The following is a 21,460-nucleotide window of genomic DNA, read 5'->3' on the forward strand; positions in this document are numbered from 1 at the left end:
TTTATTGATTATTAAAGTTCGATGTCAACTGACTCTACTTCATTTTCTGGTGTTAGATAATATAGCTTGTTTCCTTCTATTTTCATACCCCTAATTTGAGTTTCTAGAACTGTTTCGCCACTTGACATGTTAATAACTTTAATTGTTCTTGATAATCTATCCTCACTAATTCCATCATTATTAAAGTAGAAAATGTTATTTCCTATGATTTCTTGATTTCCTTGTTCAGCCCATAGGAATGGGAATTTTTGGTCGTTTGCATAGATATTCTCATTGTCTGCCCTGTATATTTTCCAAACTGGGTTTCCGTTTTCAAATCTTTTTTGTCCAAATAGGTATTGGAGGTCAAAGTCTTTTTCTAGTAATTCTGCTTCTTGGTCAGTGCCCTTTGATAGGTCTAGTTTGTATAAGTCAAAATTGTAGGCATTTTGCTCATTATTATCTCCTGGCAAGGTAAATTGTAGTTCACCATCGACAACTACTGCTCCCCCTACTAGACCATCCACAGTTGCATCAAAATCTTTGACTTCACCGGTAGCTAAATCTACATATCCAATGGCTGATTTTACTTGTTTTAAAGTAGGTGTTCCATTTATCTCATCATCTTCATTATAGTTGTGGTAACCATATACCCTATCACCAATCAGGCCAAGTGGACGGAAGTCTTCGTTTTGAGGGAATTCGTAAAGGGTAGTCACGTCTTTATCATTCATCCTAACTATTGCTACAATATCTTTTAAATCTTTTACATTTCTTTTGCTTCTAACAAATAAATTATTAGAATATTTTACATAGTCGTAATTGTAAGATTCATCGCTTGGAGCAACATTTCCACTTTCATCTACTATGTCACCATTTTCATTTACTGTTGAGAATGGAGCATATAGGCTAAAAAATAAGTCATCCTTGCTTACTTCTTTGTCTTCATTTTCTGCTTGATTTTCTTCTTCTGATTCTTCTTTGCTAGCATCATCAGAATTTTCTTTTTTACTGTCTTCTTTGTCTTTTTCTTGGCTTACTTCAGAATCTTCTTCACTTTGATCTTCAGTTTCGACAGATCCACTTTCTTCGCTATTTTCTTTGTTATTTTCAGCCTTTTCTACATCTATAACTTGAGTATCGTCAGTATTTTCACTTACTTGTGTCTCATTAGTATTTGTTTCAGTGTTTGTTTCGCTTTCAGTTGAATTTGTATTTGTACATCCTACTAGAGCGAGTGAAAGAGCCATTATTGGTATTATTTTTTTCATAATTTCCTCCTTAATTTGCTCTTAATGCATCAATTGCAGATAATTTTGTAGCACGGCGAGCTGGCAGATATCCTGCCAAAACACCCACTAGAGCCGAAAAACCAACTCCAAGTAATGCCAGCCAAAGTGGAATGATTATTATATTTCCACCCTGTACTATTGAATCATTCATACCCGAAAAAGCACCATTTATAACTTTGCTTGCCAATAGTGAAATCAATAAGCCCAAGATGCCTCCAAAAAATCCAATGAATCCAGATTCTATTAAAAACATGGTTTGTATGTCAGACACAGATGCACCAATGACCTTCATAACTCCTATTTCTTTTTGGCGTTCGTAGATACTCATTAGCATTGTATTTATAATTCCAATTGCAGAAACTATAAAGGCAATGGATCCAATTCCCCCAAGTATTAGCATAATTGTCCTGGTTTGATTTTGGATTTCTTCATTAGCCTGGGCCATAGAATTTGTCTGATAGCCCAAGAGTCTAATTTCATTTTCAGCCTCCTCTACATTTTTAACATCATCTACGATTACTTCTAGGTTCTCATAAGTTATTTTATCAGAAGTTTCTGGTATAGGATTGCCTTTTTCATCAAAGGATTGAATCAAAGATGGAGATGATATTTTGCCGTCTTCTTTTTTTAGCATTTTATATGTAGATTCAGATATATATGAGCCCCAGCCGCTTAAAAATGATTTATTATTTAATTTGCCAGCTATTTCTATTGGCACATCTATGGAATCAGGTTTGTTTTCTTTTTCTCCTTCTAAGCCTTCTCCCTCATTTGGATTTCCAAAATTGACCCCATCATCCTCTTCTTCTTCCATAACCCATCCTAATCTTACAAAGTATTGGTGGGCAGAATAATCGAAATCTTCCACAGGCTCCATCATGTAGCCCCCATCTGCCATATCAGTTTTTTTATTTGCTGCTGCATTTTGCCCAAGCAGTATTTTATTATCTTCATTTGGACTTGGAGGGTTTCCAAATTCTAGCATATCTTTTTCAATCATGGAAAAAATATTATCAGGAATTATATTTAATGACCCGTCTATCTCGTAATCTTCAGTATCCGACATCAAAAGTTGGACATAAATATTTTTGCTAGGTACTACCGCCTTTACGTGGCTTATCCTTTTTAAATCATTCATCACCTTATCAGTAACTTCTAAAGATCCATCGCCAGACCCATCCATTATATTAATGGTAGTTAGACCTTGAAATGACTCGATCATTTCTTTTTGTGAATTGCTAATGCCCTCTGCAAAGGCCAGCATCAAAATTATTGAAGTAGATCCTATTACTACTGATAAGATTGTAAGAATTGTCCTAGATTTACGACGCCAAAGATTCCTTAGGGCCATGATAAATCTATCAGATATCCTCATCGTCGATTATTAGCTCCTCATTTTTCTTATTTTTTTTGTGTTTTCTAATTAAAAGTCCTACTAGGGCAAGGATTATTATAAGTCCAATCCACAAAAATGGAGATGAAAGTAAGCTGCCACCTGCATCCATATTTTCTTCCATGCCTTGGTCAACCGGTATCATTTCTCCAGTTTCAGGATCTTCTATCATTCCTTCTTCAAATCCTTCTCCCCCGCCCATGCTAGTTACATCTGCATAAAAATCCTTGGTTTCTGTGTGGATATTTCCAGCTGAGTCCTCATAGGATAACATAATTTTCCCCTCAACTGGACCTTCGTGGCTAGGGGTAATATTAAAAGTAAAAGTTTCTGTAGATCCAGAATTAAAATTACCTATAAAACGTCTATCATTATCAATTGTAAAACCCTTACCTATTACATCGCACATAAAGGTATTTAAATTATCCTTACCAGTGTTATAAATATTTACACTTACTTGAGTTTGGCTATCCACCATTAGGTCCTCGTGTTTTACCTCACCAATAGTTACATTTGCCCTTTGAACAACTGGGATTCCAATTGATTCCTTGGTTTGATATTGGTTTCCTAGATAATCTTCATATTCTAAAGTTAGGCCAATCACATAATTTCCCGCCACGGCATTTGGATTTACTTTCATAGTTATATACTTAGTTGTAGAATTCCAAGGATAAAGGGCAGAAACATAAAAACTATTTGAAGTATTTACTGGGGTAAAGACTGATCCGTCGCTTACAAGGGCATTGTTTTCACCACTTGCTTGGGGTTGGGATTGGAGTTGCTGGTCTATACTTACCTTTAGGTTGTAAATAGAATTTTTATTATTTGTGTTATAGAGGGTAAAGGCTAGGTTAAAATCTCCCCCTGCCTCCACAGTTTTTGGGCTAATACTATAATTTGAAATTATTAGCTTTGGTTGGTTTCTCATTTGCACTGGAGCATTTTCACTTTCAGCCGCCTGGTCATTTGTATTTTCTGTTCCATTAATTTGTTGGTAGTATGTCATCTTCTAAAACCTCATCAATAGTTAAATTTTTGTGGATGGTTTGGATTTTTCCATCTCTCATAAAAAGTGTTCTGTCAGCAAATTCTGTCATTTCATCATCGTGGGTTACCATGATAAAAGTTTGCTTATTTTCCCTTGTAATGTTTTTAATCAGCTGCATGACTTCAAAACTTGTCTTGGTATCTAAGTTTCCAGTAGGCTCATCGGCAAAAATTATTTTCGGAGTGCCAACAAAGGCACGGGCAATGGATACCCTTTGCTGCTGGCCACCAGATAATTCGTTAGGCTTGTTGTTCATCCTATTTTCAAGGCCAACTTCTTTTAAAATTTTGTAGGCCTCTTCCTTGCGCCTTTCAACATCGGCTCCCTTAAAGGTCAAAGGAAGGGATACATTTTCCCAGGCAGTAAGATATGGCAATAGGTTATAAGACTGGAAAACAAAGCCAATATTTAAATTACGAAATTTTGTAATATCAGTTTCTTTTAGCTCATTTAAGATTATATTTCCATATTTTATCGTCCCCTTTGTGGGATATTCAAGGCCTGCTAGCATATTTAAAAGAGTGGATTTTCCAGAACCACTTGTACCTAAAAGAGCGATAAATTCTCCCTTGTTAATATCAAGATTTATTCCATCCAGGGCCTTTATAATATTGCCGCCTACCTTATAATATTTTTTTAAATCGCGTACTTCAATAAGCGCCATAGCGTCTCCGTAATTTTATGTATATTAATAGTTACAAAAATAAATTATAAATAGTGTAATGGTATTCACCACACACTATTTGCAAAGATTATATCATCATAGGATCAAAAATGCAATTAAATTTATACTTTATAGATGTTTATCAGCTAAGAAAAAAAGCAGATAAAACTCTGCCCAAAAATTAATTTATTTAATATAAGATATTTCATTTGTGGAAATATTCCAAAATATTTCAGAAAACTCTCTCTCATATATTTTTAAAATCTTATCCATAGATAGGCTCATCCCATCCATTTTTTTAAATTTTTCATAGTCAATCCAAGAAAGATTGCCCTCACGATTTTCTCCTACAAGCTCTCCTGAAAAATCTGTGGTCTCATATAAAAGTCCCACGTCCTTAAATTCTTTTCCAAGCCATGTAATAAATCCTACAAATTTTAGGTTTTTTATATCAAGACCAGTTTCTTCTTTTGCTTCTCGAATGGCGGCGGCCATTAGAGATTCATTTTCTTCTGCCTTGCCTCCGGGAAAAGTCAAACCCTCCCAGCCTTCTTTTTTGATTTTGTCCAAAACTACAACCTCATTTGTAGCGGGATTTGTTATCTTTATCATATTCATCAGTCTAGTTTTCATTTTTTATCCTTTTAGCAAATTTTCCCATAAAAAAAAGAGTAAATATTTCTATCTACTCTTTTTTATACTATATTCTTGTAACTTTTACACTTATAGTTTTATCATTTAATTCTATTGGATCAGCTTCTACACTTTCTTTTGATAATTTATCTGCAAGTGTTTCTGCTTTGATTTCTTCTGCAAATTTTTCGATAGCTTTGCTTAAATCTTCATCTGCATCATAGGCAATTTCTATGTGGTCTGTTACTTCAAAACCGCTATCTTTTCTTAGATTTTGGATTTTTGAGATAAATTCTCTTGCATATCCTTCATCTAATAAATCTTCTGTGATTTCTGTATCAAGGATTACAAATACATTTCCATCCATTTCAACATCATAACCTTCTTTTGCAGAGATTCTGATATCTAAGTAGTCTTTTGAAACTTCGTATTTTTCGCCATCTAGGTCGATTTCTACTGGACCATCTTCTACACTTGCTACAAAATCTTTTGCATCTACATTTGCCAGATATTTTCCAAAGTCATTTACCTTTGATTGGAAGATACGTCCTACAACCTTAAAGTCTGGTTTTAGGAAGTAGTCCATAAATTCTGAAAGATCTGCTGCAAAGTCGATTTCTTTTACATTTAGCTCTTCTTTTATAAGACCTAATAAATCTGAAATCCTATCTTCATATCCACCATCAACAATGATTTTTGCAAGTGGTTGGCGAACTTTTATTGATTCTTTTTCACGAGAAGCACGGCCTAGATTTACTATTTTTCTTACTAGTTCCATGTCTTGCTCTAAATTTTTATCTATCATTGCTTCATCTACTTCTGGTAGCAATTCTGTGTGGACAGTTTTTGCACCAGTTAAGTTTCTATAGACTTCTTCTGCCATAAATGGTGTGATTGGTGCTATTAATTTTGCAATTGTAGTAAGCACATCGTAAGTTGTTTTGTAAACTGCTTTTTTAGAGTCTGTAAGTTCACTATTCCAGAATCTTTTTCTGTTACGTCGGATATACCAATTTGATAAATCTTCTACTACAAAGTCAGAAATTAAGTGAACAACTTTGTTGTATTCAAATACTTCCATTTCTTGGTAATAGTTCTTAACTAGGGTATTTAATCTTGAATATAACCATTTATCAATTTTTTCAAGCTCTACCTTGCCGATATTTTGTAAATCTTCTACACTTAATCCATCTGTATTTGCATATAAGCTAAAGAAGTTATACACATTTTCATAGGTTCTAAAGAAGTTATTTCTTACTTCTACAAGACCTGCCTCATCAAATTTAGTTTGCATCCAAGCTGGTGATACGTATAAAGAATAAAATCTTACAGCATCAGCTCCATATTTATCGAATAAGGCAAATGGATCTAGGGTATTACCACGTGATTTACTCATTTTTTGGCCGTTTTTATCTACAACTAGGTCATTTACAAGTACATTTTTATATGGTGCCTTGCCTAAGGTAAATGTGGAAATAGCCATTAAGGAGTAAAACCATCCACGTGTTTGGTCGATTCCTTCACAGATAAAGTCAGCTGGGTAGTAATTTTCAAATAATTCTTTATTTTCAAAAGGATAGTGAAGTTGGGCAAATGGCATAGCTCCTGAGTCAAACCAAACATCGATCACATCTGGCACCCTGTGCATGACACCCCCACATTTTTCACATTTCATAGATACATTGTCTACATATGGTCTGTGAAGTTCGATATTCTCATCAATATCTTCTATGGCAAGATCTGCTAGTTCTTTTCTTGATCCAACTGAGCGAGTATGATCACAGTCATCACATCTCCAGATATTAAGTGGTGTTCCCCAATAACGGCTTCTAGATATTGCCCAGTCTTTTACATTTTCTAGCCAGTTTCCAAAGCGTTTTTCGCCAATGGTTTCAGGAAACCAGTTTACGCTATTATTATTTTCTACCATTTGGTCGGAGAATTTGCTCATTTCTATATACCAAGATGGTGTTGCGTAATAAACTAATGGAGTTTTACATCTCCAGCAGTGTGGGTAATTGTGTTCGATAGTTTGTTTTTTAAATACCTTGCCTTCATTAGCTAGATGATGCCATATATCTTCGTTGGTATCAAAGATAAATTGTCCCTTCCATGGAGTTTCTGTAAAGTTACCTTCAAGGTCTACTGGTTGGATGAAAGCTAGATCATATTTTCTACCGATTTGATAGTCGTCCTCACCAAAGGCTGGTGCAGAGTGAACTATACCTGTACCATCTTCTGCAGAAACATAATCAGCCAGTGTTATTATAAATGCATGGTCAGGGTCAACTTCAACAAAAGGTAGTAATTGCTCATATTTCATATATTCCATATCAGCACCCTTTAGGGTTTCTACAACTTCATAGTCATGGTCTTCCATTAGTTTTTCACAAAGTGATTTTGCCATGTAGTAGTAGCAATCATCTGTTTTATCATATACTTTTACATAGTCAAGGTCTGGATTTACAGATAAAGCCACGTTTGATGGAAGGGTCCATGGTGTAGTGGTCCATGCTAGGAAATATTCATTTTCTGTGTCTTTTTTCTTAAATTTAACAGTAAGAGTAATGGTTTTATCCATTTGGTAACCCTGAGCTACCTCATGGCTTGCAAGACCAGTTCCACATCTTGGGCAGTATGGCATAACTTTTGCACCCTCATAGATATATCCTTTTTTAAAGGCATTATCTAAAAGCCACCACTCAGTTTCAACGTAATCATTCTCCATAGTTACATATGGATGGTCCATATCATATAAAAAGCCCATGCGATCTGACATGTCACGCCACATATCAGAATATTTCCAAACTGATTCCTTACATAATTTATTAAATTTTTCTATACCAAATTCTTCGATGTCATTTTTGTCATGGAAGTCTAATTGTTTTTCTACTTCGATTTCTACTGGCAAGCCGTGGGTATCCCAACCAGCTTTTTTAAGGACCTTATAGCCCTTCATATTTTTATAGCGGCTGGTCATATCCTTTAAAGTTCTTGCGATTACGTGGTGGATACCTGGTTTACCATTTGCTGTTGGCGGTCCATCATAGATTATATATTCCTCAGCATCTTCACGTGTTTTAAAAGTTTGATCTAAAAGGTCAATCTCTTGCCAATATTTTTCTACTTCTGCTTCACGATTACGGGTGTCATTAGTATTTAAAGATTTAAACTCACTCATATTCTTCTCCTTACAAAAAAAGGACCGTCCATACAGACGGTCCACTTATTTCCTAAATTACTCTTAACGATTGGTTTTCGTAGCAAACTACTAATTTCACTTACTAAACTAAAAGATGATATTCGCTTTTACTTTCACTAGCACATCTCACCAACCGTGCCTCTCTAAAGTTTCCATAAAAGTTACTGGTCTTTATAACATTTGTATTTATATTCTATTTTTATAATACTTACTAAAATTTTTTAGTCAAGCTATAAATGCTTATGAACCTTAAATTTTTCTATGGTAAATACATCATGGCTATCTACATTTGCAATTTTTATAGCATCTTCAAACATTTGATAGTCCGATTCGTAATCATCCCTGAATACTAGGGCATGGTTGTTGTTGTATTTTAAAAATAAACCATGATACATTCCAAATTCTTCCATATATTGGATTTGCTTAATTTTTGTAACTTCATAAACTGAAATGTATAAATTATCGATTTTTATATCTGAAAGGTCGATTGCATTGTTAAATACAGCCACATTTACTGCCTCATGGATGACATCAAGTCCAATATCAGATCTTGTTGGATAAATGGAACCACTTTTTTCGTGTCTGCCATCTTTATGAACAATTACAATTACTCCATTATTATTGCTTTTTAAACTCTCATCATATTCTGTTAAATATTTGCCAGTTTCCAAATAATATTTTATGGACTCTTTGGCAAGTTTTACTAAATCACTCATCTTACTTTTCCAATAATTTTTCTATTTCCTTTGCTATATTTTCCGGTTTCTTTTGGGAAGAGTAACGCTCTACTACATTTCCATCTCTATCTATTAAAAATTTTGTAAAATTCCACTTAATTTTGTCACCCAAAAGTCCCCCTTGGGATTTTTTTAGGTAGGTATAAAGTGGATCTTCATTTTCTCCATTTACATCAATTTTTGCAAATCTATCAAAGGTCGTGCCAAATCTTGCTGTGCAAAAATTTTGTATTTCTGCATCTGTACCAGGAGCTTGTCCTCCAAATTGATTGCTAGGAAAATCTAGAATTTCAAATCCTTGATCCTTATATTTTTTATAAAGCTCTTCTAGCCCCTGATATTGAGGTGTAAAGCCGCATTCTGTTGCAGTATTTACTATTAAAAGTACTTTTCCTTTATATTTATCAAGGCTAATATCATTTCCTTTATTATCTTTTACTGTAAAATCATAAATTGTGGTCATTTAAAACTCCTTTTATTACCTATCTACTATACGTTACTTTTATAACATTTAAAGAAAAACCGTCTTTTATTAATAAATGAAAAAGCAGGAGAATTTGACTCCTGCTTTCATGTATATTTACTATAAGGATGAGTAGTATGAAATTTTCTTATTACCAAACACCAAATTCTGATCCCTTTGAGGATTCTTGGATTACTTCTTTTGTTCTGTCTGTGTGGAAATAGTTATCTACAATATCTTTTAGGATTTCACTGTCTTTTTTATCTTGGGTTGTCGCAATAACATTTACATAGATTTGTTTATCTGGATCATCTTTATCTTCTAGGAAAATTGCATCTTCTGATGGTACTAGGTCAGCATCTACTGCCATTCCAGAGTTTATACAAGCAGCATCAACATCATCAAGACTTCTTGCTGTTTGTGATGAACCTAATAGGATGATTTCAAGATTTTTTTGGTTTTCTGTAATATCATCTGTTGTGATATTATCCCCATCTTTACCATTTACTTTGATAAGTCCTGCAGTTTGTAGTAGGAAAAGTGATCTTGCTGAGTTTGATGGATCATCTGGAATTGCAATTCTTGCCCCATCTTCTAGTTCACTTATGTCTGTGATTTTTGAAGAATAAATTCCTAGTGGAGCTATTACTGTATCTCCTATAGCCTCTATATCTGATCCACTCTCTTCGTTAAATTGATTTAAGAATTTGTAGTGTTGGAAGGCGTTGATGTCTATATCCCCTGCTAAAATAGCTTCGTTTGGCTCCCTGTATTCAGAAAATTTTACTAATTCTATTTTTCTTTCACTATTGTCTGAGTTGTATCTTTCGATAATGTCATCCCAAACTTCGTTGTGTTCTCCAACTACACCAACTTTTATTGTATCTTTTCCTTCTAATGGATCTGTGCTTGCTTCTTCTGTTTGTGTATTATTTTCTGCTGGTTGTGTTTGTGCTGATTCGTTATTATTTGCTCCGCATGAGCTTAGGCCTAGTGCTAGGGCCAAACCTAAAGTTAATTTTCCTAATTTGTTCATTATTTCCTCCTTAATGACTTGTTTTTCTTATAAGAAAATTCGCAACGCCTTGTATTATAAATACGACAACTAATATTAAAACAACACTTACAATTACAACATCGTCCTTGTAACGTTGGTAACCTACGGCAATGGCCAAATCACCAATACCACCGCCTCCGACAATACCTGCCATAGCTGTTAAACTTAAAAGAGAAATCAGAGTAATAGATGAAGCGCGTATCAAGCTTGGCAGGCCTTCTCTAAGATAAACGCTTGTTATAATTTCAAATGGTGAATTACCCATGGCTTCTGCAGCCTCAATCTTTCCTGGATCCACACTTGCAAGTGCTTGTTCAACTTGTCTTGCAAAAAATGGCACACAGGAAAATACAAGTGGCACGATTGCAGCAGTTGGACCAATTCTGGTGTTTACAATTTGTTTTGTAATTGGTGCAACTAGGGCTAGCAAAATAATAAAGGGTATGGACCTAAAAATATTAGTGACCTTATCTAAAATGCTATAAACAACTTTATTTTCCAAAATTCTGCCACGGTCTGTAACAACCATGATCACCCCAAGTATTAGTCCAAAAATCCCTGCAAATATTGCTGATACAAAGAGCATATAAAGGGTGGTTTTAAAATCTTGGAATATCCTTTCTCTGATGGACCATGAATACTCAAAAAATCCCATCTTTACCTCCTAAAACTTCTACATCTACATTTTTTTCTTCTAGATAATCTACAATTTTTCCTAAATTATCTCTATCACCTGATAAGCTTACTATTAGGTTTCCAACTGGGATGCCACTTATAAATTCAATATTTCCGGCCAATACATTTGTTTTTACACCAAATTTTTCAAAAAGATCATTGATTAGCGGCTCGGTTGTAGCAGCTCCCACATAGTTAAGTTTGACTAAAAGTTCATTGTCTTTTAAGATTCCTATGTTTTGTTTAACTTCATCAATGGTTTCAGCAACATTTGTGGAAGTTTCTACAAACTCACGGGTAAGTGGGTCTTTTGGATGGGCAAATATATCTAAGGTTGAACCATTTTCTACAATTTTTCCATCTTGCATTACCGCACATTTATTGCAAAGGTCTTTTACCACCTCCATTTGGTGGGTAATAATTACTATTGTAAGACCCAATTTTGCATTTAAATCCTTAAGTAGTTTTAAAATTTGCTTGGTAGTTTTTGGGTCTAGGGCACTTGTTGCCTCATCACAAAGTAAAATTTCTGGATCTGATGCAAGGGCTCTTGCAATTGCACATCTTTGTTGTTGGCCCCCAGAAAGTTCTCTTGGATAATTATCAGCCTTATCGCCAATGCCTACTACTTCTAAAAGCTCTCTGGCCTTTTTTTCTTTTTCTTCTTTGGAGATTTTTAATTTTCTAATAGGATAAATTACATTATCCAAGACTGTTATATTATTTAAAAGATTAAAGTGCTGGAAGATCATTCCTATATTTTTTCTTTTTGCTCTTAGGTCCTTATCTGATAAGTCTAGGAGATTTTCTCCATTTATTAGAACTTCTCCAGCACTTGGTCTTTGCAAAAGATTTATTGTCCTAACCAAGGTCGATTTTCCTGCTCCGGAAAATCCTACAATGCCGTAGATGTCGTTTTTCTCAACGGTTAGGTTTACATCATCTACTGCCTTAAATCCGTCAAAATCGACGGTTATATTTTTTAAATCAATCATTGGCCTCTCCTAAAAAATCAGTGGCAAATTTTACTTGTAAGCCTACTGCATATTTGATGCCTTCTGGGTTTAGATCAAATTCTGGTGTGTGCGCTCCAGCTGTAATTCCGTTTTCCTCATCTCTTACACCAAATTTGGTATAAACTGATGGGCAAAGTCTGGAGTAACCAAAAAACGATTCTGAACCAAAGGTTGGTTTTCCATCTCTATATGAGCCTGGATAAATGTCATTTAAAGATTTTATAACTTCATCGGCTAGGTCTGGATCATTTATGGTTGGGTAGGCAACGATGCGAGTATAATCAGAAAATTCTACTTCACACTTATGAGCCTTGACAGTTGCTTTAGTAACTTCTTTTAAGACTTCTAGGGCATCCTCTCCAGCCTTATCATCAAAAAATCTTAATGTACCTTTGACATTACATTTATCAGGAATCACATTTGAAGCAGCTCCACCATTTATTGAACCAAGACCAAAAGTTACTTTTTCATTTACATCTAATTGGTTAACCCAAGCTGTTGTTAGGGCTGTTACAATATTTGCTGTTGCAGTTAGTGGATTGATACATTTGTCTGGACGAGATCCGTGACCACCTTTTCCAATTACATCAAACTCAACTCCTGCACAACCAGCGTGTGATGGTCCTTTAATAACTCTTATTTCTCCAACTTCTAAAAACGAAGCTTGGTGGTTACCGTAGCAAGCATCTAATCCTTTATCCCTTAGATGCTCAACCATTGCCTCAATGCCACCGCCAGTTTCTTCACCTTCTTCAAAGATAAAATAAATTTTGCCGTCGATTTCATCCCTTAAATCAGTTAAGATTTTTGCAGTAGTTAAAAGTGTTGCCATATGTGAGTCGTGACCACAAGCGTGGCTTACCCCTTCATTTTTTGACACTACCGATTTTTTAAATTTTTTATTGTATTCACTTTCATGGATTGGAAGTGCGTCTATGTCTGTTCTAATCCCCAAAGTTTTTCCAGGTCTACCTGTATCAAGTAGGGCTGTAAAACCAGTTGTATTTGCTGCATCCTCGACTATTAGTCCAAGTTTTTCGCATTCTTTTTTTAAGTATTTTGCTGTTTGGTATTCCTTATCACTTACTTCTGGGTTTTCATGTAAGTAATTTCTCCAAGCAACAGTTTGATCAAAATACTGATCAATTTTTGATTTTATAATTTCATTATTGCTCATTTCTTATCCCTTCCTAAAATAGGCCATAAAAAAACGCCCCTAAATTCTAATCATAGAATTTAAGGACGATATAATTCGCGTTACCACCTTAATTTATGCATACTCACGCATACATACACTCATCAAGTACTATCATACTCTACTTCTGTAACGGGAAGTCCCGTGTGAATCTAACTATCGACTCACCCCAAGAAAAGGCCATCTTCATCTAAACTTTTATCCACCCATCTCACCAAAACTGGGCTCTCTGTAGAATGTCCATCTAGACTACTCTTCTTCTCATATGGTTTTGTAAAACTATTTGATAAATAAATATTACCACGCCTTAAAATAAATGTCAAATACTTTTTTAAAATTTATTAAAAATTTTGTATTATATTCATTTTTCAATATCAAAAAAATGTTGGAGGCAGGGCTGCCTCCAACGGGTGGTAAAATAAATTCACTAATAATATACACCCGCAATGCTGATTTGCAAGTCTATAGTCCACTTTCCCTAAAATACTTATAAGGGAATTTGTACCATCTAGGATTTGGCAAATAATTTTCAATAGGCATTGCTAATTTTTTGCTAAAATATTCTTCTAGCTCATAAAGTTTTTGCTTCCTCTCTTCAAAATATGGATTTGATCCATGTTTTTCTAAGACACCAGCTGCTCGTTTCTCAACTCCTAGGTACTTTGTTTTAATAACCCCATCCAAAAATTGGATTAAAAGGTCATAGTCATTGTATTCATTAAATTTTAAAAAATCGCCTATAAATTCTTTTTTATCATCTGAAATATTCCAATCTCCCACATAGGCATCTACATTTTTTATCTGAAAGCTATGGGTTAGGGCAATACGGGCTGGGAAAAAATATGAATCAGCCTTTAAAATCTTATAGCCCTCATAAAAATGCTCAGCATTCTTTGCTCCAGTTGACTTGCCAATATCATGAAGGGCTCCACAAGCAAAGGCAATATCTGAATCAAGTCCTAGTTCAGGAGCCATTTTTTGAGCAGTTTTGCCAATGGTCCATAAGTGTAAGACCCATTTGCCAGGATTTTTTTCATATCCTTCTTCTAAGTATGCTATTATTTTGTCCTTGTTTGGAGTATTTCCATATCCATCTTTATACATTTCTTATAATCTTCCCATAGGTGTAAATTTTATCATCTTCACTAGATCTTAGCCTATAATCAATGACATTATCGTATGTAGTGTATTCACCAATTACTGAATCTTTATTCCTAATTTCATTCTTATAAACAATATTTAAAAATTTAATATCTTTTGTGTCTAACTTACACAAATCATATATATAGTCAAAGTATACAGCATTGTTTACATGAAAATTGCTATCAATATCTGTATATCTTATCATAATTTCCTTGGTATTTTCAAAGTCTTTTTTATAGGTCAAGTCTGACTTTTCATATATCAATTCTTCTTTTTCATTGCCTTCATTGTGGTTAGGGCTCATCTTTATAGGACGCATCCTATCAACATCTATAAGCAAAAATACCCCATAGGCCCTAGCAACCAGCTCTCCCTTAAAGCTTACTACTACATTTCTGTGAGCATAAAATTTATTTATATCTATTATATGAGTTGTTACTTCTATCTCCTGGTTATAAGTTACAGGGCTTATAAGTTCAATATCCCAAGAGTAAACAATCCACCTATATTTTTGCTTATCTAAATCTTTATCTAGGATATAAGAATGAGTCAGAGAAACATCTCCCATAATGCTGACCAAGTTTCTTAAAGATAAATTTTCATATCTATCGCATAACATATATGGTATTTTTATTTTTTTACTATAAGACATATAATCCTTCTTTCTAAAATCATTATAGTTTATGACTAATTTTTTGCAAAATAAAATCACACCAGTTTAGGTGTGATTCTTATATTTTAATAATAAGTAAATCAAAAAGTAAGTGAACTGTTCGGAAAAAATTTCAATAATTTCAATTTGAAGATTTTCGTCACAAAATCGCTCTGTCTGAGCGCAAGTGAGTTTGCGATTTTAGAAAATTGAGAATATGAAATTATAAATTTTTGTAGTCAGTTTAGCGTCTTTTGATTTATATACTATATCCCAGGAATAATCATTTGAGCAATTGTAAAGTAGACAATTAGTGATAGTGAGTCAACTATGGTAGAAATTAGTGGACTTGCCATAATGGCTGGGTCAAATCCTAGTTTTTCTGCACCCATTGGTAAAAGTGAACCAACTGCCTTTGCTAAAACTACTATAAATACTATTGTAAGTCCTACAATAAGTGATACATCCATAGCAACCTTATCAAAGAAATAACATTTTAAAAATGCTACAAATCCAAGGGCTAGTCCGCAAATAAATCCAACTGTGATTTCTTTTAAAACAACTTTTGCCCAATCTTTTGGTTCCACATCATCAGTTGCCATAGCACGAATTACAAGGGTTGATGCCTGGCTACCGGCATTACCACCACTGTCTGTAAGCATAGGTACAAACATATTTAGGGCAATAACAGCTTGGACAACGTGCTGGTAGCTTTTTAGGATTGTTGATGTAAATGTTGCTGAAATCATCAAAAACATTAGCCAAGGAATCCTATTTTTTGCTAGAGAAAGGGGTGTTGTTTTTGAATAATCTTCCTCATCTGGTGTGGTCGCAGCAATACGTTGGAAGTCCTCGGTTGCCTCTTGTTCGATAATCCACATAATATCATCAACAGTTATCAGTCCCACAAGACGATTTGTACGGTCAACTACTGGCAGGGCTGTAAAACCGTATTTTTGGAAGGTGCGGGCTACATCCTCTTGGTCATCAGTAGTTTCTACTGTGATAACATCTTGGTACATCAAATCATCTATAAGGGTGTCTGGTTTGTTGGTTACAATTGACCTTAGGGAAACATAGCCCAAAATTTCCTTGGTTGGGCTTGTGACATAGCAAGTATAAAGGGTAACCATGTCATGTCCTACTTTCTTGATGTGGGCTAGGGCATCCTTTACAGTCATATATGGTTTTAATTCAACAAATTCTGTTGTCATTAGTCTACCAGCAGAATCTTCTGGGAATTTTAAATATTCATTTACCAAATCACGGGTTTCTTTGTCAGATGATTTTAAGATTCTTTGGACCATAGCCGCTGGCATTTCTTCCAAGGTATCAATCATATCATCAAAGTTTAGCTCATCTAAAAGCTCTTTAAACTCACGTTCATGCAAACCCTTTTGAAGTTTTTCTTTTTCTTCACTTTCTAGTTCCGCAAAAACTTCTACTGCATCATCTTTTTTAAGGAGTCTAAAGACAACTAGGGCTTGTTCAGCTGATAATTCTTCGATAAATTCTACTATATCAACTGGGTTTGTACGCCTTAGAAGTTCTGCAAGTTCATTTGGTCTTTTCTTTTCTAATAGATATCTAAGTTCAGTTAGCCTATTTTCTGTAGATTTGTATGTGTACATATTTCATGCCTCCCTTCTTAGATATTAAGTCCTGGTAAAATTGCTTGAGCAATGTTAAAGTAAACAATTAGTCCAAGTGAGTCTACGATTGTTGTAATTAAGGGACTTGCCATGATTGCTGGATCTGCTCCCAGTTTTTGTGCAACAATTGGTAAAAGCGAACCAATAGCCTTTGCCAAAACTACAATTGCAAGAATTGTAAATGCAACAACTAGGGCTACATTCATAGCCACCTTATCAAGGAAAAAGCATTTTAAAAATGCTACTGCACCGAGGGCTAGACCACATATAAGTCCAACTGTGATTTCTTTTAAAACAACTTTTGCCCAATCACTAGGCTCTATATCATGGGTTGCCATGGCACGGATTACAAGGGTTGATGCCTGGCTACCAGCATTACCACCAGAACCGGTAAGCATTGGTATAAACATATTTAGGGCAATTACTGTTTGGATAACATCTTCATATCTTCTAAGGATAGTTGAAGTAAATGCACCTGAAATCATAAGAAACATCAGCCAGGGAATCCTGTTTTTTGCAAGAGCCCAAGCAGAAGTCTTGGAATAATCAGCCTCATCTGGTGTAGTACCGGCTATACGTTGGAAGTCTTCTGTATCCTCTTGTTCGATGATCCACATGATGTCATCAACGGTGATAATTCCTACTAATCTGTTGGTATTATCAACAACTGGTAAGGCTGTAAAACCGTATTTTTGGAAGGTGTGGGCTACGTCTTCTTGGTCATCTGTGGTATGAACATAGATAACATCTTCAAACATTAGCTCAGAAATCTTTGTATCCGGCTCACGGGTTACTATCATCCTAAGTGATACATATCCTAAGAGTTTGTGAGTATCGTCTGAGACATAGCAAGTATAGACAGTTACCTTATCCTTGCCCACTTCTTCAAGCATGGCTAGGGTTTCTTCTACTGTCATATCTGCCTTTACTTCCACAAACTCGGTTGTCATCAGCGTACCGGCTGAATATTCTGGGAACTGAAGGTATTCATTAACCAAATCACGGGTTTCATTGTCTGATGATTTTAGGATTTCTTGGACCATGGTTGCTGGCATTTCTTCCAGGGTATCAATCATATCATCAAAGTTTAGCTCATCCAAAAGTTCCTTAAATTCGTCATCATTTAGACTTGCTTGTAGTTTTTCCTTATCTTCTTGGTCAAGTTCCGCAAAAACTTCTACAGCATCTTCTTTGCTAAGAAGTCTAAATATGACCAGGGCTTCTTCTGCTGGTAGGCCTTCGATAAATTCTACTATATCAACTGGGTTGGTCCTGTTAAGGAGATCGGATAGTTCGGTTAAATTCTTATTTTCTAATAGATAAGTAAGTTCTACTATCCTTTCTTCATTTGATTTATATTTTTCCATAAATCATCTCCTTATTCTAGTTCTTTTAGTAGTTCGTTTAAGGCACTTACAAATTGTTTGTCATTTTTAAAGTCCATTTTGTTTAAATCAAGCTTTTCATCACTTTTTACTTCAATATCTGGAGTTACCCCAACCTTATTTATTTGAGTTCCATTTGGTGTGAAATATTCGCTAATAGTGATTTTTGCACCAGCACCATTGTCTAGGGTAAATACTTTTTGAACAACACCCTTACCAAATGATTGGCTACCTATGACTTTTGCACGACCCCTATCTTTCATAGCCCCTGCTAGGATTTCGCTGGCAGATGCTGAGTTTTCGTTTTGTAATATAGTCAATGGTATGTCACTTGCATTTGCATCAGATTTTTCTGTCACAACATTACCTTTTTTATCCTTGGTTGTCACAATGACACCCTCATCTAGGAAATTATCAGCAATATTTATAACTACATCCAAGGCACCACCTGGATTGTTTCTCACATCTAGGATAAGGCCATCGATATTTTGGGCCATAAGTTTGCTATATGAATCTGAAAAGTCTTGCCAGGTTATATCATCAAAGGCTTTGATGTGGATATATCCGATTTTTTTGCCACGTACTTCTAGGATATCATCATCAATGGTATCTACATTAACATCCCTACGAGTAACTTTAACGTCAAATTCCTTGCTATTAGTCTTGCCCTCTTCAGTTCTTAAAATAGTAAGGTTCACATCTGTACCAGCCTCACCCTTGATTTCTGCCACTGCCTCCTCAAGTTGGTTAGCACCATAGGCCTGACCGTTTACTTTTATAATATAATCTCCAGATTGGATACCCGCTTCTTTGGCAGGAGAATTATCAAAAACAGAAACTGCCTTTATGTATCCTTCCTTACTGGCTTGGACAGACACCCCTATGCCTGTGTAGCGTCCATTTAGAGCCTCCATAAGTTTTTTGAACTCATCTGGTGTGTAATAAGCTGTATATGGGTCTCCAAGGTTTGCAAACATTCCTTTTAATGACCCCTCATAAATTTGGTCTTCTTCATAATCAAATAAAAAGTTCTGATCGAGTAAACTTTTTAGCCCTTCCATTTCAGCAATATGCTCTACATCTCTACTGCTAGAAGTGGAGGTCAAACTTGCGTTTTGTCCTAGGGTAAAACCAGTAAATCCAACACCTGCTACCAAGATTAGAGCAAGCAAAAATTTTCCAAACTTTTTCATAAATCCTCCTTGAATTTTTTTCTAAGATAAATCCTAAAAAAAGGCAATAATAATAAAATTATACTATTTTTAACCCATAACATAAAGCTTTTTGCCATTTACTTTCTACCCCATATTAGCCCTTAATCAAAATCCCTTTAGCAAGATTTTTCCTTTATTTTAAGCCATTTATCCAATTAAACTTTTTACCAAATTTGTTTTATCATATCCATGTCGACAAAAATAAAAATAAGCGCGCGCTTTGAAAGGTTATAATATGAAAATATCTTTAGACAATTCAAAGCAAATTATTGATGCTTATATGCCATTAATCATAGGCAATGCTAGGAAATTCTCAGCATTTGAATATGAAGAAGCAGTTGATCAATCAAAGATTTTGTTAATTGAGGCAATCTTAGAATATGATGAGCAAAAAGGAACTTTTGGTAATTTTTTAAAGAAAAAACTATATTACTATTTTCTAGATGAGTCCAAGAAAATAAATTCCAGTTCTCTAGATGATTTTGATAGAGATGGCAATCCGCTTATAGAAAGTCTTGAGGATGATTATGATTTTGAGAAGGAATTTCTAGATAACGAAGATAATAAAATCCTTTACCAAAAGATAAATCAACTCCCAAATGACCTTAAAACCATAATCTACAATAAGTTTTTTTTAGATATGACAAATAAAGATATAGGAGAAAAGATGAATATTTCCTCAAAAACAGTCGCCAATAAATCTTCCATGGCTCTTAAAATATTAAAGGAAAATTTAGGAAAACTTAGCATTTAAATGTGGGCTCAAGGAGTCTTTAAACTTTACATGAATTTTACAATACTTTAGTGAGTAAATTAATTAATTAGGGTAAGAATTTAGCAAAATAATCAGGATGTAGCAATAGATAATATATGAAAAGGAGTTTATTTATGAAAACTAAAAATTATCTAGCCCTAGTCCTTTCCTGCGGACTTATCTTAAGCGGCACAAGTTATGCTTATGCAAGTGATGTAGATACTGATATTGAAAATCCAGCAGAGGTCACAGAACCAGTTGTAGTTCCTGAAGCTAATTCAGAAATAGTAGAAACAATCGATGAAAATCTAGAAGAAACTGATGATACAGTGACAACAGGTAATCAACCAGTAGAAGAAGAAAATCAAGACCCAGCAGCAGATGATAGCCAAGAACAAGTAAGGCAAAAACGTGAAGAACTAAAACAAGCTATAGAAATAGCTAAAGAACTTAAAAATGATGACCTTTACAAAAACGAATCAGATGAAGTAAGAAATAATTACGACGATGCAATTCTTCAAGCAGAAGAAGTTTACGAAAAAGAAGATGCAAATCTTGATGACCTACAAAATGCCATCGACCTTTTAAACTACGCTAAAAGCCAATTAGGTCCAAAAGTTCAACCATACGCGGCAGAAGAAGAACCAGAAAAAGAAATCACAAGCCAAAGAGTTTTAAGCTATAGCTATCCATCATCCTACTTTTACGATTATTGGTATGATGGACTAAGCTATAAATATTATCCTTATAGTGACTACTATTACGATTACTATCCATCATATTATTATAGATACTATCCATATAGCAGATATTACTATGATTATGATTACGATTATGATTACTACCCATCAAATTATTACAAATATTACACAATAGACGGATTAACATATAAATATTATCCATATTCAAGCTACTATTATAGCAAATACTATCCATACTACTATAAATATCTATACTATCCAGTGACAATAGACTATGCTAGCCTAACAAGTCCAATAACTGAATCAGAAGATATAATTGTAGGCTCTAGTTTTACAACAATAGAAGCAGGCACTTACAAAAGAAGTGAACTAAAAGAAAAACGTGAACAATTACAAAATTCAATCAACAAAAATAAAGAAACAGTAAAAGCAGCAAATCTTTTAACAAGAACTATGCCAAATTTTGCAAATACAAATAAAGAAAAATTAGAAAAATTAATCAGCGATTCCAAAACAGCTCAATATAAGGCTCAAGCAGCAGTTAATGAACTAGATGAGATTTTAAAATAAAAATAACCCCAAGATCCTAGATGGATTTTGGGGTT

The 21,460-nt window shown here is 34.5% G+C and carries 19 protein-coding genes and 1 other annotated feature; of the genes, 2 read left to right on the top strand and 17 right to left on the bottom strand.

Annotation, left to right across the window (positions count from 1 at the left end):
- Window positions 1–11 precede the first annotated feature (11 nt).
- From ACF3NF_RS03090 to ACF3NF_RS03170, 17 genes are all read right to left on the bottom strand, one after another.
- A complete protein-coding gene (locus ACF3NF_RS03090) occupies window positions 12–1,250 on the bottom strand; it encodes a hypothetical protein (protein ID WP_394024125.1) in 1,239 nt (412 codons plus the stop codon).
- A 10-nt stretch (window positions 1,251–1,260) separates the two neighbouring features.
- The gene (locus tag ACF3NF_RS03095; protein ID WP_394024127.1) at window positions 1,261–2,646 is read right to left on the bottom strand and encodes an ABC transporter permease; all 1,386 of its coding nucleotides are present in this window, start codon (window positions 2,644–2,646) and stop codon (window positions 1,261–1,263) included.
- Window positions 2,633–3,670 (bottom strand): COG1361 S-layer family protein, encoded by a 1,038-nt coding sequence (locus ACF3NF_RS03100; RefSeq protein WP_394024129.1) that lies wholly within the window; start codon window positions 3,668–3,670, stop codon window positions 2,633–2,635. Before ACF3NF_RS03100 ends, ACF3NF_RS03095 begins: the two co-directional genes overlap by 14 nt.
- Window positions 3,648–4,376 carry an ABC transporter ATP-binding protein gene (locus ACF3NF_RS03105; protein ID WP_262122745.1) on the bottom strand — a complete coding sequence of 243 codons (729 nt, stop codon included), beginning with the start codon at window positions 4,374–4,376 and terminating at the stop codon, window positions 3,648–3,650. Before ACF3NF_RS03105 ends, ACF3NF_RS03100 begins: the two co-directional genes overlap by 23 nt.
- A gap of 186 nt (window positions 4,377–4,562) precedes the next feature.
- Entirely contained in the window at window positions 4,563–5,009 is a 447-nt protein-coding gene (locus ACF3NF_RS03110) for an 8-oxo-dGTP diphosphatase (protein ID WP_394024131.1), read from the bottom strand.
- A 67-nt stretch (window positions 5,010–5,076) separates the two neighbouring features.
- On the bottom strand, window positions 5,077–8,190 hold the full coding sequence (gene ileS / locus ACF3NF_RS03115) for an isoleucine--tRNA ligase (protein WP_394024133.1): 3,114 nt from the start codon (window positions 8,188–8,190) through the stop codon (window positions 5,077–5,079).
- Between the two features lie 251 nt (window positions 8,191–8,441).
- The gene (locus ACF3NF_RS03120) at window positions 8,442–8,927 is read right to left on the bottom strand and encodes a hypothetical protein (RefSeq protein WP_394024135.1); all 486 of its coding nucleotides are present in this window, start codon (window positions 8,925–8,927) and stop codon (window positions 8,442–8,444) included.
- A 1-nt stretch (window position 8,928) separates the two neighbouring features.
- Window positions 8,929–9,411: a glutathione peroxidase gene (locus tag ACF3NF_RS03125; protein ID WP_394024137.1), complete on the bottom strand. Its 483-nt coding sequence runs from the start codon at window positions 9,409–9,411 to the stop codon at window positions 8,929–8,931.
- Window positions 9,412–9,562: 151 nt separating this feature from the next.
- Entirely contained in the window at window positions 9,563–10,447 is an 885-nt protein-coding gene (locus ACF3NF_RS03130) for a MetQ/NlpA family ABC transporter substrate-binding protein (protein ID WP_394024139.1), read from the bottom strand.
- A 10-nt stretch (window positions 10,448–10,457) separates the two neighbouring features.
- A complete protein-coding gene (locus ACF3NF_RS03135; RefSeq protein WP_394024141.1) occupies window positions 10,458–11,123 on the bottom strand; it encodes a methionine ABC transporter permease in 666 nt (221 codons plus the stop codon).
- Complete coding sequence (locus tag ACF3NF_RS03140) at window positions 11,110–12,138, bottom strand: methionine ABC transporter ATP-binding protein (protein WP_394024143.1); 1,029 nt, start codon at window positions 12,136–12,138, stop codon at window positions 11,110–11,112. Before ACF3NF_RS03140 ends, ACF3NF_RS03135 begins: the two co-directional genes overlap by 14 nt.
- Window positions 12,131–13,336 (bottom strand): M20 metallopeptidase family protein, encoded by a 1,206-nt coding sequence (locus tag ACF3NF_RS03145; RefSeq protein ID WP_394024145.1) that lies wholly within the window; start codon window positions 13,334–13,336, stop codon window positions 12,131–12,133. Before ACF3NF_RS03145 ends, ACF3NF_RS03140 begins: the two co-directional genes overlap by 8 nt.
- A 58-nt stretch (window positions 13,337–13,394) precedes the next feature.
- Window positions 13,395–13,628, bottom strand: a binding site (T-box leader).
- A gap of 188 nt (window positions 13,629–13,816) precedes the next feature.
- Window positions 13,817–14,458: an HD domain-containing protein gene (locus ACF3NF_RS03150; protein WP_394024147.1), complete on the bottom strand. Its 642-nt coding sequence runs from the start codon at window positions 14,456–14,458 to the stop codon at window positions 13,817–13,819.
- Window positions 14,451–15,149, bottom strand: a complete 699-nt coding sequence (locus ACF3NF_RS03155) for an acyl-[acyl-carrier-protein] thioesterase (protein ID WP_394024149.1) — start codon at window positions 15,147–15,149, stop codon at window positions 14,451–14,453. Before ACF3NF_RS03155 ends, ACF3NF_RS03150 begins: the two co-directional genes overlap by 8 nt.
- A 266-nt stretch (window positions 15,150–15,415) precedes the next feature.
- Window positions 15,416–16,780, bottom strand: coding sequence for a magnesium transporter (mgtE, locus tag ACF3NF_RS03160; protein WP_394024151.1), 1,365 nt, complete (start codon window positions 16,778–16,780; stop codon window positions 15,416–15,418).
- 17 nt (window positions 16,781–16,797) lie between these two features.
- The gene (mgtE, locus tag ACF3NF_RS03165; RefSeq protein ID WP_394024153.1) at window positions 16,798–18,168 is read right to left on the bottom strand and encodes a magnesium transporter; all 1,371 of its coding nucleotides are present in this window, start codon (window positions 18,166–18,168) and stop codon (window positions 16,798–16,800) included.
- Between the two features lie 11 nt (window positions 18,169–18,179).
- Window positions 18,180–19,379, bottom strand: a complete 1,200-nt coding sequence (locus tag ACF3NF_RS03170) for a S41 family peptidase (RefSeq protein WP_394024155.1) — start codon at window positions 19,377–19,379, stop codon at window positions 18,180–18,182.
- Window positions 19,380–19,635: 256 nt separating this feature from the next.
- Here ACF3NF_RS03170 and ACF3NF_RS03175 point away from each other — a divergent pair, with 256 nt between their 5' ends.
- Both ACF3NF_RS03175 and ACF3NF_RS03180 read left to right on the top strand, forming a co-directional pair.
- Window positions 19,636–20,154, top strand: a complete 519-nt coding sequence (locus tag ACF3NF_RS03175) for a sigma-70 family RNA polymerase sigma factor (RefSeq protein ID WP_394024157.1) — start codon at window positions 19,636–19,638, stop codon at window positions 20,152–20,154.
- A 134-nt stretch (window positions 20,155–20,288) separates the two neighbouring features.
- Window positions 20,289–21,425 carry a hypothetical protein gene (locus ACF3NF_RS03180; RefSeq protein WP_394024159.1) on the top strand — a complete coding sequence of 379 codons (1,137 nt, stop codon included), beginning with the start codon at window positions 20,289–20,291 and terminating at the stop codon, window positions 21,423–21,425.
- The last annotated feature ends 35 nt before the right edge of the window (window positions 21,426–21,460 follow it).

The sequence above is a fragment of the Anaerococcus martiniensis genome (assembly GCF_043187485.1).
GTDB lineage: Bacteria > Bacillota > Clostridia > Tissierellales > Peptoniphilaceae > Anaerococcus > Anaerococcus martiniensis.

Excerpts from the sequence above, each read along its gene's own strand:
- ileS (WP_394024133.1), bottom strand. The coding sequence starts at position 8,190 with ATGAGTGAGTTTAAATCTTTAAATACTAATGACACCCGTAATCGTGAA.
- ACF3NF_RS03135 (WP_394024141.1), bottom strand. The coding sequence starts at position 11,123 with ATGGGATTTTTTGAGTATTCATGGTCCATCAGAGAAAGGATATTCCAA.
- ACF3NF_RS03090 (WP_394024125.1), bottom strand. The coding sequence starts at position 1,250 with ATGAAAAAAATAATACCAATAATGGCTCTTTCACTCGCTCTAGTAGGA.
- ACF3NF_RS03180 (WP_394024159.1), top strand. The coding sequence starts at position 20,289 with ATGAAAACTAAAAATTATCTAGCCCTAGTCCTTTCCTGCGGACTTATC.
- ACF3NF_RS03100 (WP_394024129.1), bottom strand. The coding sequence starts at position 3,670 with ATGACATACTACCAACAAATTAATGGAACAGAAAATACAAATGACCAG.
- mgtE (WP_394024153.1), bottom strand. The coding sequence starts at position 18,168 with ATGGAAAAATATAAATCAAATGAAGAAAGGATAGTAGAACTTACTTAT.
- ACF3NF_RS03150 (WP_394024147.1), bottom strand. The coding sequence starts at position 14,458 with ATGTATAAAGATGGATATGGAAATACTCCAAACAAGGACAAAATAATA.
- ACF3NF_RS03145 (WP_394024145.1), bottom strand. The coding sequence starts at position 13,336 with ATGAGCAATAATGAAATTATAAAATCAAAAATTGATCAGTATTTTGAT.
- ACF3NF_RS03095 (WP_394024127.1), bottom strand. The coding sequence starts at position 2,646 with ATGAGGATATCTGATAGATTTATCATGGCCCTAAGGAATCTTTGGCGT.
- ACF3NF_RS03130 (WP_394024139.1), bottom strand. The coding sequence starts at position 10,447 with ATGAACAAATTAGGAAAATTAACTTTAGGTTTGGCCCTAGCACTAGGC.
- ACF3NF_RS03120 (WP_394024135.1), bottom strand. The coding sequence starts at position 8,927 with ATGAGTGATTTAGTAAAACTTGCCAAAGAGTCCATAAAATATTATTTG.
- ACF3NF_RS03140 (WP_394024143.1), bottom strand. The coding sequence starts at position 12,138 with ATGATTGATTTAAAAAATATAACCGTCGATTTTGACGGATTTAAGGCA.
- ACF3NF_RS03175 (WP_394024157.1), top strand. The coding sequence starts at position 19,636 with ATGAAAATATCTTTAGACAATTCAAAGCAAATTATTGATGCTTATATG.
- ACF3NF_RS03125 (WP_394024137.1), bottom strand. The coding sequence starts at position 9,411 with ATGACCACAATTTATGATTTTACAGTAAAAGATAATAAAGGAAATGAT.
- ACF3NF_RS03170 (WP_394024155.1), bottom strand. The coding sequence starts at position 19,379 with ATGAAAAAGTTTGGAAAATTTTTGCTTGCTCTAATCTTGGTAGCAGGT.
- ACF3NF_RS03105 (WP_262122745.1), bottom strand. The coding sequence starts at position 4,376 with ATGGCGCTTATTGAAGTACGCGATTTAAAAAAATATTATAAGGTAGGC.
- ACF3NF_RS03110 (WP_394024131.1), bottom strand. The coding sequence starts at position 5,009 with ATGAAAACTAGACTGATGAATATGATAAAGATAACAAATCCCGCTACA.
- mgtE (WP_394024151.1), bottom strand. The coding sequence starts at position 16,780 with ATGTACACATACAAATCTACAGAAAATAGGCTAACTGAACTTAGATAT.
- ACF3NF_RS03155 (WP_394024149.1), bottom strand. The coding sequence starts at position 15,149 with ATGTCTTATAGTAAAAAAATAAAAATACCATATATGTTATGCGATAGA.